Source organism: Halobacillus alkaliphilus (assembly GCF_900113125.1).
GTDB classification, from domain to species: domain Bacteria; phylum Bacillota; class Bacilli; order Bacillales; family Halobacillaceae; genus Halobacillus; species Halobacillus alkaliphilus.
Genome location: NZ_FOOG01000039.1, coordinates 1 through 13,545, shown reverse-complemented (window position 1 = coordinate 13,545; position 13,545 = coordinate 1). Strand labels below are relative to the sequence as shown.

Genomic DNA, 13,545 nt, shown 5'->3' with positions numbered 1-13,545 from the left:
CGTATTCCCCTTTTCCACTTAACTGAAAATCTCGATCCAAATTTTGATAGCCGTACCTAAAATCAATACAGCTAAAATCGTCTGTAAAATTTTCGTATTTACTTTCTTTCCCACTATTGGTTACTAATGGTGATGCGATGAGACTTGCTACAATTATGATAGCTGCCGAGATGTATAAGACTCTGCTATAAACGAAACTTTTGTATCAGTCACTTTCATTCCTCCTGTTAGTGAATTTAGTTACCTAAGGCTTTTACTTCTCTAGCTCGCCTTTCCATTCCAGCATGCCGCCGTCCATGTTTCTGACTTTATAGCCATGAGCTTTCAATAGTTCACAAGCTCTTCCACTTCGTCCTCCTGAGCGGCAAACCATAATATATTCTTGGTTTGGATCAATTTCATCCAATCTGTATGCTAATTTACCTAACGGAATGTGTTTCGCTCTAGGAATTTTCCCTTCAGCTACTTCTTCATCTTCGCGGACATCAATAACGGCAATCTCTGAATTGTTTTCCACCAGTTTCACTACTTCAGCTGGCTTAAGTTCTTCCATGATCATGCCTCCTTATGCAGGTTTTTAGTGTACCCCTTCCCTTTACACAAGCAAGGGTGTATAAACACTTAAAAATTTCCGCTTCATCATTATAACCTATAGGGGGGTGGGGTATCAAAATAACTTGACTAATCTTTTACCTTCTCGCTTATAAGATAAACTGAAAAATGAATTCGTTTAAAAAATCCAGCCTCCTCTCTACACACTGGGGAGTGTATTCACCCTAATCAATTCCATGAAGACTATTTGAGTGCTCACCAGATCCAACTAAAAGTTAATTGAATCTCCTACCAGAAAACTAACTCTACGCGCAGATTCTAGGAGATCCATAGGTATTACTTCTATAAAAATATACGGATATATGATTGAACACAAAATTAAGGAGTCAAATCTCTTTATTAAAGATTCACTCCCTTTTGTAATATTGTGTTCGAATAACTTGAAATAGGTTGTTATTTTCTATTGGGTGCAAATTTGTTACAGATCATCTTGTATTGGAGAAATATACCTATAAAAAACACAGCATTATCCTCGAGGCCACAACCTTATCGTACACATGCATCGCTTCTGAAAGCGTGCTAGTAAACAGAGAAATTGACTATATACCCATAGGGGTATATATTATAAGTAGTAACTTTATACCTAAGTATTTAATCAAAACAGGAGGTCTTAATATGAAAAATATTACCGTATATACTACTACGCAGTGCCCCTATTGTGTAATGGTAAAAAATTTCTTAACCAACGAAAACATCTCTTTTTAGGAAGTAAACGTAGAGATTAACCCAGAAATCATGAACCAGCTTGTACAAAAGACTGGACAGTTTGGAGTGCCGCAAACGGAAGTAGACGGACAATGGATCGTCGGTTTTGATCCGAATCGTATTATGACAGCGATCGAAAGAACATAAGCACACTTAAATACATTTTGTATTTATACACGACGAGCAAGCAGTCCCACACACATCATGATATTTATCTGAACTTGAAAGAAGGTATAAACATGACAACTAAAAAAGTCGTATATTTTGTGTCGTTAAGTTCAAACGTTCCCTATGTACTAAAAGAAGCACTCCAAAAAGCTGATGAAAAAAATGAGGTGCAGATCTTTTTCGATCTTGATGGCGCCCATGCTTTGGATCAGCGTTATCTAAAACAACTAAATCGAACTCACGGTACCGACCTTGAATTCCTTTTAAAAGCAGCATTGGATTCTGGTGTCAAACTGTACGGGTGTCAGATGAATGTATTGATTGAGGATGGCTTAGTAACGGTCGATGGAGTGGAATTAGCTGGTGTCGCAACCTTTTTGGAAACAGCCTATCAAGCTGATGATGTTTTAAGCTATTAAAATTAGGGAGGGACAATTTATGGACTCTAAAAAAGTTGTTGTTTTAGCTCTACATGATGAATTAGAATCCGCTTATCCACCCTTAAATGTTGCAACAGGCGCGGCTTCTTCTGAAGCAGAAGTTATCTTGGCTTTTTCTCGTAAAGGCCTAAATATTCTTAAAAAAAATTATACTCCTGTTCCCTCTGAGGTCATGGAGTACCTATCGAAGGCATTAAAAGATTTTCATGCAGCTTCTATACATGAACTGCTGGATATTTCCGTTAAAACAGGCGTTAAACTCTATGTAGTTGATTTGGATATGGATAATGATGCTGATTTCATTTATCCGGCTGAACAAGTTCCTATCAAATGGATCTTAAATGAGGCTGCTTCTGCAGACCTTTTTCTCCATTTTTGAAATATAGGAACAATAGTTATGAAAAGCAGAAATATAATATTTTCAAAAGCGTATACTTCTCGTTTCCCGAAGAGGGAGGAGTAATCTCCTGTCCATAAATACCAGGACATGTCTGTTGCAATCGATATTTGTATAGTAATAAGCAATATAAATTTACCTACAAACAAAAACACCTCAGAATACTATTCCGAGGTGTTAGAGTCTTATTTATTTTGTTTAATCTAACTGATTATGCTGCGTTTTCCCTGAAGAAAGGATGACGTTTCTTAAATGTTACGATGAAGTATGTCATCGTAAGGACAATAGAACCAAGTAAGAAGATCCCTAATATTCCACTATCGTGCCACATAAGTTCGTAATTTCCTTCTGATACCACAGCTTTCAGCCCTTCTACTGAGTAAGTCATTGGTAGAATAGGGTTGAGAATTTGAAGTGGTTCTGGGATAAGTTCTAGAGGGAACGTTCCCGCACTGGTTGTAAGCTGCATTATTAAAATTAAGATGCCAATAAAGCGTCCTGGATCTCCAAGAATGGTCACAAGCAATTGAATAATTCCCATAAACGTTAAGCTTGTAATGATACTGAATAAATAGAAATAAGGTACGCTCTCAACTTCTAAGCCTAGACCATACAAAATAACACTATCCGCTACTATTGCTTGAACAATCCCCGCTCCTACAAGTACACCGAATTTAGCGAAGAACCAACTCATTGCATTTTTAGGTGCTGCTACTGGATTACGGACAGGAAACACAATGGTAATAAGGAGGGCACCAACAAATAATCCAAGAGATAGGAAATATGGCGTGAAGCCAGTTCCGTAGTTTGGTACCTCGTTAACACTGTTTGTATCCAAGTCAACGGGTTTCGCGAACATCTGCTCTGTTTTCTTTGTGGTCTGAACATCATTCGCATTTGAACTTGCCTCTGATAAATTGGTTTCAAACTCAGACGTACCAGAAGTCAGCTCATTTGTTCCATCAGAAAGATCTCCAGCTCCCTTAGCCAATTTTTGAGAACCATCAGTCAGTTGTTTGGAACCAGAAGAAAGCTCGTCCGTTCCGTTCTGTACCTCTGTCGCACCATCGGCTAGTTTAGCTGCTCCTTCCGTGGCGCTTTCCAGTTTTTCATCAAAGGTTCGCATGCCTGAAAGTAACTGTTCTTCCCCTTTAACAAGCGAAGAGGCTCCATTATAAAGACTCGTTTGAGCAGTCTCGAGTTCTTCCGCTCCTTGATGCAGTCTACTTTGCGCATCTGATAGAGAAGCCACTTGATCAGGCATAGACTTAGTTTGTTCAACAATTTGGTTTGAACCTTGTGCCAATTCAGAAGATGCCCCTGCTAATTTGCTTGCTCCTTCGTTCAATTGGGCAAGTTGAGCCTGGATTTTTTGCTGTTCTTCCTTTGGCAGTTGTTCAATCACGGGTGATAGATTCTCTTTCAAACTACTAATACCATCAGAAAGAGAAGACGCCGAATCACTAACTTGGTTCGTACCATCTTCCATACTTTTTAGAGATGATACTAGTTGTTGTGAGGAATCAGTTAATCCGTTAGATTCTTGTACTAGTTTTCCTAGTCCTTGCTCTAATTGTTCAGCTCCATCTTTAGATTCGGCAAGTCCTTGGTGTAATTGATCAGCTCCATCTTTGGATTGAGACGCTCCATCAAGAAGCTGACCATATCCCTCGTCTAAAGCGCCCAGGCCATCTGAAAGATCATTTGCCCCTGAAGTGACCTGAGAAGCTCCTTCTTGAAGGTCTTGCGCTCCATTCTTTAATTCAATTTGTTTATCCGTAAAGGAATTGAGCTTATCTTCAAGGGTTGCAGCTCCACTATCCAGTTCCTGTGCCCCTGCATTAAGCTCTTCTGCTTTTGAACTAGCATCTGAAAGCCCTTCTTTTAATTCATCAAATTTAGCAAACATAGCTCTCGCATATGTTTTAGTCATTTCATCAGCAAGCTCAGCTTTCATTTGCTCTGTGGCAGATTCCCCAATTTGAGCGGAAAGGAAGTTAAACCCTTCGTTTGGTACATATTTTAACTGGAGTTTTTTCGGATTGTCTTCTAAAATGGTTGTCGCAGATGAGGAGAAGTTCTCCGGAATCTCTACAAGCATATAATACGTATGATTGCTAAGACCATCATATCCTTCTTCTTTAGAAACCAATTCGTATTTGAAATCTCCGCTATCCTCCAGGTTGTCAACAAATTCCTTCCCTACATCCAGTCTCCTATCATTAAATTGTGCTCCTTCGTCAGAGTTGACGATTGCTACGGGGAGTTGGTCCATACTTCCATAAGGATTCCAAAAAGCCCATAAGAACATCCCACTATAAATAAGCGGGACAAGTAAAACCGCAATAAATGATATGAATACTTTTCGATTTTTTCCAATGTGCTTCAATTCCGCCAGCCATAATTTAAGGGCATTCATAGTAAATCTCTCCTCCCAAATAATAAATGACTAATTCGTTCATTTGGTCATTTCAGTGAAAAAGAAAAGGATCATCAAGATGGTGATAACCCTTTAAATACGTACTCATCAAATAAGTGTAAAATGGTTCTTTCTTCTAACAGTTCATGTCGCTCTTCCCAATCAATAATAAAAGCTGTGTACAACTTCAACATCATATATGCCGTCATTTCTGGATCGCATGGACGAATATCTCCCGCTGCTACGGCGTATTCAATTTTCTCTCGAAGGTATGCTGTTATGAGACCCTCTACATTGAGTAGAGCTTCTTGTACAGCAGGTGTCCCCATTTCTTTTGCCTCTTGTACCATCTGGACCATCAATTGATGGCGGCGACGATACTGCAACAGTTCATAAAGAGCAAGATGCACGTTTTCTTTTAGCGAGTTGTTATCATCAATAACTGATTCAGCCTGGTTTTTCATTTCAAGTAATAAGTTTGAAATAATTTCTTGAAATAGTTGCTCTTTATTCTTAAAAAAATTATAGATCGTGCCTTTTCCTACATTTGCTGCTTTAGCAACATGGTCTACTGTAGTCGCTTTATACCCAAACGTAGCAAACGATTGTTTTGCAGCCTCCAGAATCTGACTTTTTCTATCTGCGGACATTTTCCACCACCTGACCATTTGAATGATTTAGTCATTTTGTCTATTGACTATTATACACATTTTTATGACTCGTACAAGATGAAAGTTTTAAAATGAAATTATTGGTGTCATCATGATCTTCCAAACCTATTGTATTTTCATTTTACCTCATCAGAAATGAGAGTCATAGCATCAATTCCCTGTCCATGCCCTATGGGTATAGTTTTCTTCTAAATGGACTGCGTTAAGGTATAAAACTGAAAAACCCACACACTAAAGTACAGTGAGTGGGTTTAAAAAAAGTTATTGTTTGTTTTCTTCTTTTTCGCTATCTAGAAATTTTAATAGGTCTCCGTAAACGACTTTATCTGAATAATTAAGTTCAGTCTCTGCTTTTTCTTTCAGTGGAGCGCATGTCTTTGAGTCGATTTCTTCTCCTGACGATTTGTCATAACAAAGATCTCCTTCATCCGAATAGACATACTTATCGGTTACGACACTGCCGTCTCGAAGGATGGTGGCACTTTCTCGATCTTTCTTGAATAGATCTGTACCAAATTGAACATCATGTTCCTGATCTATTCCTAGTAAATGAAGAATAGTAGGTTTCAAGTCAATTTGACCGCCAACGGTGTCCATTTGTTTACCTTCCATTCCAGGAATATGAATGATTAAGGGTACTTTTTGCAATTGGATGTGTTCAAATGGGCGGATTTCTTTGCCTAAAATTTCACTCATCGCTTTGTTGTGGTTTTCAGATATTCCGTAGTGATCCCCGTATAACACGAAGATGGTATCTTCATATTCCCCTTGCTCTTTCATCATCTGGAAGAATTTCTTAATGGATTCATCTTCGTAGCGAACCGTTTGGAAATAACGGTCAACAGATCCATCACCAGTTTCAGCCGGCTCGATCATTTCCATATTTTCATTGTTTGTAATATATGGATAGTGGTTCGTCATGGTTAAGAATTTCGCGTAATACGGTTTGTCTAATCCTTTTAGTTTTGGCATGGACTGCTCAAAGAATGGAATGTCCTTTAATCCGTAGTTTACAGAGTTTTCATCCGTCACATCATATTCTCGTTTAGAGAAATAGTGGTCATAACCAAGACTTTGATACATTACATCACGGTTCCAGAAGCTTGCATGGTTACCGTGGAAGCTTACGGGCGTGTAGCCGTTTCCTTTTAGAATTTCGGGTGTCGCGTTGAACTCATTGTTTGCATTGGTTGTAAATACAGCTCCCCGTGGCAGCCCGTATAAAGAGTTATCAATGATGAACTCAGAATCAGAGGTCTTTCCTTGACCTGTATTATGATAGAAATTGTCAAAATAGAAACTATCCTCTTTTAGATCGTTCAGGAATGGTGTAATTTCCTGGCCATGTAACTTGCGATCAATAACAAAATTCTGAGTGGATTCCAGGGAAACAAGTACAACGTTTTTGCCTTTTGCCTTCCCGAAGTACTCTCCGTGTGCTCCCATTTTACCCTGCTGGGAGTTCACGTAGTTTAGCACCTCGCTCAATTCGTTACTATCAGCTAAGACACGGCGGGAAGATGTTTTAGCCGTCATGACCGTATCATAAACATGATAGTTGTAGATGCCCAGCAGCTTGACTAGCTTCGCACGGTCAAACGTTCTTACTAGAAGCTGTGGCCGCTCCATTTCCGCAAGGCTTAAGTTGACCGCTGCGAATCCAAGGGAGGCAGCGAAAATCATCGCTATGGTACGTTTACGGAATTCAATAGTCGGCTTTGTTTTCTTCACGACGAGCCAAGTAATTAAAGCAACTAAATCAATCCAGTAGAGAAAGTCCATCGGGTGCGTCAGGGCTTTAGCACTTCCTCCAAGATCACCGAAGTTCTTATATTGCATTAAGACCGGCAGTGTAATGAAATCATTGAAAAATCGGTAATACACCACGTTCGCATAGAGAGTGAATGATAATAGGAAATAAATGGTCATAAATGCCTTGTTACGCCTTTTCGGTGAAAAGAAAAGAGAAAGTCCCAGGAAAAATAGTAATGAACTTATTGGAGTAATGATTAAAATAAACTGTTGAATGCCGTTTTCAATATCTAAAGTAAATGAAGTTTGGAGGGCGTAATAAGTCTTTGCCCATAGAAAGAGAGCGGCAATTACAAAGAAAAACCAGCCCTTCGTTAATAAATTTTGTTTTTGGTTAAACATGATTAACCTCCTGATGTACCTAATGGTATATGAAATATTAATATAATTTAACAGAGGAATTATGCAAAGTAAACTACAAAAGGTTTCCAATTGTTAAAGGTTTGTTACATGATTAGATTAGTATTTTTATATCTACAAGCAGAGATGTAATCCCTTAAACCATGATAATGATCGATCGAGAATAGAGTATTAATGTGAATATAAGGTACACGTCCCAAGTAAATCCTACGATGTAGCACCTACCTTGATCTCCTATTACGAAAGCCTTCTTATTAAATCACGCCATTTAGTACTCACTTCGAACCCAAGTGATTTTCCTGCATATCCTGATACAGAGAATTTCATTAGCATTTAGGAGGCGCGAGGATGTCTTCGTTTGATCCAAGAAAGTTATCCGTGAAATATATACCACCCGCTAATACTGCTAAACCGCTTGAAGGAAGAAAATATACTCTCACTCACTCTGATCCTACGGCTGAATTATTTTTGGATATTGGATATGTATTTAACTTCGAAGCCGTTAATCCGATCATGCGGGACGAAGTATTGGCCGAATGGAAGTTGAACGGACAGAATCAACTTTATCTACTGGGAAGAGCCTACGTTGATGGTGGTGAATTCAGCCAGGATGCCGCAGAATTTCGCTTTAACATTTTTAATAAAGAAATGAATACCGCGTTAAAAGGGATGATTTATGGAGATCGACAAATATATTCCCATTATCCATTTCTGCTTGATGCCCCCATCTTTGTATCCTTCGCTTCCACTTACCCTGCATATAGACAAATCGTATTCTATGGGAGACCCAGACAGTATCTTGAATCCATTACGGCTACTCTATGAGGGTTGAAAGACTTCATTAGATCAGCCACTTGCCTTATTGGAAGTGGCCCTGTTCTAATGTTTTATACATAATGAAAACCTAGCACATCATATCTTCCCCTTTGTCTTCTAAAAACGTACGGCTTAAAGTGTGGGGAAGACTCCATTTCCAGAAACTCATAGAAAAAGCCAGCTACATTAGCTGGCTTTTTCTAAAAAGGATGATAACTCAATTTATATAACGATACTCCATCAAACTGTTTAGAATATAAATTTCCTGCAGTAATTCCTCACCCACATTTGTTTCAAGCACCTTTTTCCTCTCAAGTTCCTTATCCACCAATCTTTTTACCGATAAGACATCTGTTCCATTTTGCAGCACTTCTTCTTTTGAATTGAAGTGCTGATGGGCAACCAGCTGCATGCCGTAGGAGTTAAATAATAACGTGTATCCGGCTATGCCTGTTTTGGATTGATAAGCCTTGGAAAATCCTCCGTCGATAACAATCATCTTTCCGTTAGCTTTAATCGGATTTTCCCCGTCTATTTCTTTAACCGGTGTGTGGCCGTTGATGATATGTCCCTGGTCAGGATTCAGTCCGAAGTCCGTTAATATTTCCCGGCAGGTTTCCTCATCTTCCCGCAAATGATAATAAGGATTTTTTCTTTCTTTATGGACTTTTTTATCTTTAATAAAGTACCTTTCGAACGTCGTCATCTCCCGTTTTCCGAAGAGTGAGGAATATTCACCTGTCCATAGATACCAGGACATGTCTGTTGCAAGGTCATTGGTCTCTTCAGGATGGGCAAAAGCGTAGCGTAGATAATGCTCAAAGACATCAAGTAATTCTCTTCCGCCATAGGTTCGATTTTCGATCGTCATTTTTTCCATGTTTCCTTGTTCATCCAGCGGGATGCATCCATGAATTAATAAGTTCCCGTTATATTTTAGATAAAGACTTCCTTTTTTCATGAAAAAATTCATGTGTCTGGCCAGCTTTTCTGAGTGCTGGACAGAGAATAACAGTTTCTCCATTACTTGCTCTTCTTCCTCTAAAAGCTTTTCAGGATGTTCGGGATCGACCGTGGCAAAGCAGGTATCTTGAAGGGAATAGGTTTCCCCGTGAATGGTGATTTCGTTCCTGTCGTAATCTACTTTCTCAAGCAGAAGTCGATCTTCCATATTGAAATAGGAGCGTCTTTTGATGATAGGGCTTTCCAGTTTGAACTGAATCATGGCAATGGCCTGGTGGATTTTCGTAATTTGCAATCTTTCATGATCAGATGGTTCTTCGCCTGGATTGATCTTAGGACGGAAGGCAGGATTGTCATCATAGTATTTCTCTGCAAGATTAAGAAGGGGTCTAAGATTAATTCCATACACGTCTTCGATAATTTCTAAATTGTTGTAGCGTGCGCAGATTCGAATGATATTAGCGAGACAGACCTTGGAGCCTGCATAGGCTGCAATCCAGAGGACATCGTGATTCCCCCACTGAATGTCAATCGAATGATAATTAATGAGGGTTTCCATAATTTTGTCAGGTTCGGGACCCCGGTCATACACATCGCCAACGACATGAAGATGGTCCACCACCAGCTGCTGGGTGGTATAAGCGAGACCGATAATGAGCTTATCCGACTGGCCGAGGGAGATAATCTGCTGAAGAATCTTAGAATAATACTGCTCCTTATTGGTGAATTCATCTGTTTTATAAAGTAGCTCTTCAATAACGTACGCAAATTGGCTGGGTAAGGCTTTCCGCAGTTTGGATCGTGTATATTTGGAGGAAGCATATGAGACGAGCTTCATCATACGTTCGATGATTTGAGCATACCAATGGTTCAATTCTTTTTCATTGTCAAAGTTATTTTTGATCAGCTTGATTTTTTCTTCAGGATAATAGACTAGCGTCGCGAACTCATTAATTTCTTCTTCGGATAACTCGTCCGCAAATAGATCGGTAATTTTCTCTTTTACTTTTCCTGAACCATTTCTTAATACATGTTGAAAGGCTTGATACTCCCCGTGTAAATCGCTGACAAAATGCTCTGTGCCTTTGGGCAGATTAAGTATAGCTTTAAGATTAATAATTTCAGTGACCACTTTTTCTTCACTATCATATTTTTGGGCAAGTAAGTCCAGGTATTTTGTATTCAACGTTTTGTATCCCCTTTCAAAATTCATAACGATAGATCTATCTGCTTTTTAGAGAATGTAAGAAACCAATTTTGAAATGCCTCTTATGATTTTATTTGTAAGCTGATATCTATTTAAATCGTAACATATTTTTCAAATTTTTAGAGGTTGATTTTCCATTAGACGACGGTTTTCATCATAAAAAAACACCACCTATTTAAACGCAGATAAGTGGTGTTTCTCTGATTATGTTTAAGGATTAAAATATTTCATAGTCAATTCCATTACTTCCTCGATATTACGTTTGTTTTTACTATAGCTTGAGGAAGAAACGATCTCATTCTTTTCGTTGAAGTATTCTCCGGTTACTTCATTCATCTCAGGAGAAAGCGCTAAATACGTGTACGTTTCGGCCATCTCTTCCGGCGAAATGGAAAAGCGGCTTTTCATGGAATATAAAATCTTCATTCCCTTTGATAAATCCGGATACCTGCTTATATCCACCTTCACGTTCGTGACCCTCACACCATTTACGGTCACGCGGGTGTCTTTTAAATGCTCTGCCAGCCAGTACGTGTACATGACCTGTGCCAGCTTGGACTGATAATAAGCTTTCGCTACCCGATATCGTCCCATTTTAAATTCAGGATCCTTCACATTCACTTTTAAAAAAGGATGCAGCATTAAGCCCTGGGAGGCGATTGTTATCACTCTCCCCTGTTCACTTTGTTCGAGTTCGTTGGTCAGCAGGCTGGTTAACAACACAGGACCAATATGATTGGTTGCCCAGACGGTTTCGGTCCCATCCTCAGAGTATTCAGGCGTCCTCCTGGTAATATCAAAATCAGCTGCGTTGTGAATAAGCACATCAAGTTTACTATGTTTTGATTTAAAAATTTCCACTGCATGCCGAATGGACGCCTGAGAACTCATATCTAACAACAGCAGTTCAACTTGATCGCGATGACTTGAGCTTTTAATATCTTGTAACGCGGCTCTGCCTCTTTCTTCATTTCTGCATGCGATGATCACTTTCATTCCGCTTTGTGCCAGCTGAATAGCAGCGGCTTTTCCAATTCCTGAGTTTCCACCTGTAATTAAACAAACTTTATTGTCCAATTAAAGCCACCTTCTTTAGTTTTTTCTACTTCGTAATCATCGGGTCCTTTTTATGAAGACTTACGATTCAACGTTGGCATACGGGTGCGGCTTTTTGTCGTGCTTTCCCCTTTCACCCGCTTCAAGGTCGCGACAATTAGAAAGCTCACAATCACTAATAACAGCCAGGAGCTTACCTTCCCTAAGTGAACGAGGCTCCAGGCGTCGCGCTGGTAAGGATATTCCCAGGCTCCAAAATACGTAGCGATATTCTCCGCGATCCATATAAAGAATCCGATCAGCACAAAGGAAAGAGCAAGCGGCATTCTGTAACGAGTTCCATTCACTTCATAAATCACCCATGCTTGCCAGAAGACGATCATGACGAGTCCGGATAACCACCAGCGTACGTCTACCCAGTAATGATGGGTGAAAAAATTCAAGTAGATCGCAGCTGCCAGAGGGACAACGACCAAAGAAGACGGCCACTTAACGAGTCGAACATCCAGCCTCCTCCAGGCCTGACAAAGATAGCTGGCCACACTGGCGTACATAAATCCGCTGTACAATGGCACGCCAAAGACCTTGGAATACCCTTCTTCAGGATAGGACCAGGAACCCATATGTACCTTAAATAGTTCAAGAGCGAGACCAATCACGTGGAACAAAGTAATTACTTTGAGTTCATCCCGTGTTTCAAGGCCAAAGCGTAGCATTGCCCACTGCATGAGCAGGCAGATGATAAGCAGCCAGTCATACCTCGGGAGAATGGGAAGGGACACGATTTGAGTAATTGCCAGAGAAGCAAAAATGACGACGGGAAACAAACAGGAGAGAGCCTGCTGCCAACCGAAATATATGAGTTGTTTCAGAGCTCTCATTACCGCCACCTCCAGCTGTCATTCTGACTAGCCTTCATCGTCTTCCTCGCTTTTATATTCCAGGATATCACCAGGCTGGCACTCTAATGCTTTACAAATAGCCTCTAAAGTTGAAAATCGAACGGCTTTTGCTTTGCCATTCTTCAAAATAGATAGATTCGCCATTGTAATGCCCACCTTTTCTGATAGTTCTGTTACACTCATTTTCCTTTTTGCGAGCATGACATCAATATTGATTATAATCGCCATGTAATCACCTCATACCGTTAAGTCATTTTCTGATTTGATAGCTATGGCATTATTTAACAGCTTTTGAAGAACAGCCGTAAACACCGCAATGACGAGTGATGCAAACACAATGACCAGTCCAATCACGATCACACCCGGAGCATCGTCCAATTCCCCTATTAAATAGAAGAAAGGCATGGCTGCCATATACAAGACACTTATAGTAACGGCGCTGAATTTAATTTTCTTCAAGGCTTTGACAGATGAATTGGAGAAAGCATGGTCCTTATCAATGAAGCTTAAAAGCTTCAGAGCCTGATACAGGGCAATAAAGAACGGAATCACGGCTATATACATAGCAGCTAAAACAGGATAAATGAACGCAGCATATTCAGTATTGGAGGCTTCCTTAGCGATCGAGGGGAGAGCAAATATACACAAAGCAAGCACAGGAAGTCCTATCAGAAATACAGAAATCTTTAAAAATAAAGTTGATCCTTGATTCATAACAGCACCTCGTTTAATTTATTATCATACTCATCATAAATCATTATTTATTGTTTTACAATAAATTTTTATCGATAGTAACCTTTCCATTCTGACAAAAATATAGAGCATTCTTCATAACGAAGAAATGCTCTATATGCGTCCATCCTAATTAAATTGTCCGTTCTTAATTTTTTAGGCTTTGTTAAACCTCAGTGTTAATCTTAAAGTAAAGCTCCCGTTTGTTGAAGACTCAGTTTCGAGATAAATGGGTCCGTTACTAAAATGGGGATGAGGGTTGGTGGGGAAATAACTCGCTTTCCT

The 13,545-nt window shown here is 39.6% G+C and carries 12 protein-coding genes and 3 pseudogenes; 4 read left to right on the top strand and 11 right to left on the bottom strand.

What is annotated here, in order from left to right:
• Positions 1 to 18 precede the first annotated feature (18 nt).
• Positions 19 to 184, bottom strand: a pseudogene (locus BMZ06_RS21080) (sulfite exporter TauE/SafE family protein); the annotation flags it as partial.
• Between the two features lie 69 nt (positions 185 to 253).
• Positions 254 to 553: a rhodanese-like domain-containing protein gene (locus tag BMZ06_RS16500; protein ID WP_089753661.1), complete on the bottom strand. Its 300-nt coding sequence runs from the start codon at positions 551 to 553 to the stop codon at positions 254 to 256.
• 674 nt (positions 554 to 1,227) lie between these two features.
• On the opposite strand from BMZ06_RS16500, the pseudogene BMZ06_RS16495 reads away from it, so the two are divergent.
• From BMZ06_RS16495 to BMZ06_RS16485, 3 genes and pseudogenes are all read left to right on the top strand, one after another.
• Positions 1,228 to 1,464: pseudogene (locus tag BMZ06_RS16495) on the top strand (glutaredoxin family protein).
• A 92-nt stretch (positions 1,465 to 1,556) separates the two neighbouring features.
• A complete protein-coding gene (locus BMZ06_RS16490) occupies positions 1,557 to 1,904 on the top strand; it encodes a DsrE/DsrF/DrsH-like family protein (protein ID WP_089753659.1) in 348 nt (115 codons plus the stop codon).
• 19 nt (positions 1,905 to 1,923) lie between these two features.
• Positions 1,924 to 2,304 carry a DsrE/DsrF/DrsH-like family protein gene (locus BMZ06_RS16485; RefSeq protein WP_089753656.1) on the top strand — a complete coding sequence of 127 codons (381 nt, stop codon included), beginning with the start codon at positions 1,924 to 1,926 and terminating at the stop codon, positions 2,302 to 2,304.
• Between the two features lie 41 nt (positions 2,305 to 2,345).
• Here BMZ06_RS16485 and BMZ06_RS21325 read toward each other — a convergent pair.
• From BMZ06_RS21325 to BMZ06_RS16470, 4 genes and pseudogenes are all read right to left on the bottom strand, one after another.
• Positions 2,346 to 2,426 (bottom strand): annotated as a pseudogene (locus tag BMZ06_RS21325) (fructose-bisphosphatase class III); the annotation flags it as partial.
• 107 nt (positions 2,427 to 2,533) lie between these two features.
• Positions 2,534 to 4,741 (bottom strand): YhgE/Pip domain-containing protein, encoded by a 2,208-nt coding sequence (locus BMZ06_RS16480; protein WP_089753654.1) that lies wholly within the window; start codon positions 4,739 to 4,741, stop codon positions 2,534 to 2,536.
• 74 nt (positions 4,742 to 4,815) lie between these two features.
• On the bottom strand, positions 4,816 to 5,391 hold the full coding sequence (locus BMZ06_RS16475) for a TetR/AcrR family transcriptional regulator (RefSeq protein WP_089753652.1): 576 nt from the start codon (positions 5,389 to 5,391) through the stop codon (positions 4,816 to 4,818).
• A 282-nt stretch (positions 5,392 to 5,673) separates the two neighbouring features.
• Positions 5,674 to 7,566 carry an LTA synthase family protein gene (locus tag BMZ06_RS16470; RefSeq protein WP_089753650.1) on the bottom strand — a complete coding sequence of 631 codons (1,893 nt, stop codon included), beginning with the start codon at positions 7,564 to 7,566 and terminating at the stop codon, positions 5,674 to 5,676.
• A gap of 366 nt (positions 7,567 to 7,932) precedes the next feature.
• Here BMZ06_RS16470 and BMZ06_RS16465 point away from each other — a divergent pair, with 366 nt between their 5' ends.
• A complete protein-coding gene (locus BMZ06_RS16465) occupies positions 7,933 to 8,409 on the top strand; it encodes a staygreen family protein (RefSeq protein ID WP_089753648.1) in 477 nt (158 codons plus the stop codon).
• 208 nt (positions 8,410 to 8,617) lie between these two features.
• On the opposite strand, the gene fbp is transcribed toward BMZ06_RS16465, so the two are convergent.
• From fbp to BMZ06_RS16440, 5 genes are all read right to left on the bottom strand, one after another.
• Positions 8,618 to 10,549 (bottom strand): fructose-1,6-bisphosphatase, encoded by a 1,932-nt coding sequence (gene fbp, locus BMZ06_RS16460; protein ID WP_089753646.1) that lies wholly within the window; start codon positions 10,547 to 10,549, stop codon positions 8,618 to 8,620.
• A gap of 231 nt (positions 10,550 to 10,780) precedes the next feature.
• Positions 10,781 to 11,647 carry an SDR family NAD(P)-dependent oxidoreductase gene (locus BMZ06_RS16455; protein ID WP_089753644.1) on the bottom strand — a complete coding sequence of 289 codons (867 nt, stop codon included), beginning with the start codon at positions 11,645 to 11,647 and terminating at the stop codon, positions 10,781 to 10,783.
• A 50-nt stretch (positions 11,648 to 11,697) separates the two neighbouring features.
• Positions 11,698 to 12,507: a DUF817 domain-containing protein gene (locus BMZ06_RS16450; RefSeq protein WP_089753642.1), complete on the bottom strand. Its 810-nt coding sequence runs from the start codon at positions 12,505 to 12,507 to the stop codon at positions 11,698 to 11,700.
• Positions 12,508 to 12,534: 27 nt separating this feature from the next.
• Positions 12,535 to 12,756: a helix-turn-helix domain-containing protein gene (locus BMZ06_RS16445; RefSeq protein ID WP_014642840.1), complete on the bottom strand. Its 222-nt coding sequence runs from the start codon at positions 12,754 to 12,756 to the stop codon at positions 12,535 to 12,537.
• A gap of 9 nt (positions 12,757 to 12,765) precedes the next feature.
• Positions 12,766 to 13,242, bottom strand: a complete 477-nt coding sequence (locus BMZ06_RS16440; protein ID WP_089753641.1) for a DUF2975 domain-containing protein — start codon at positions 13,240 to 13,242, stop codon at positions 12,766 to 12,768.
• Positions 13,243 to 13,545: the final 303 nt, after the last annotated feature.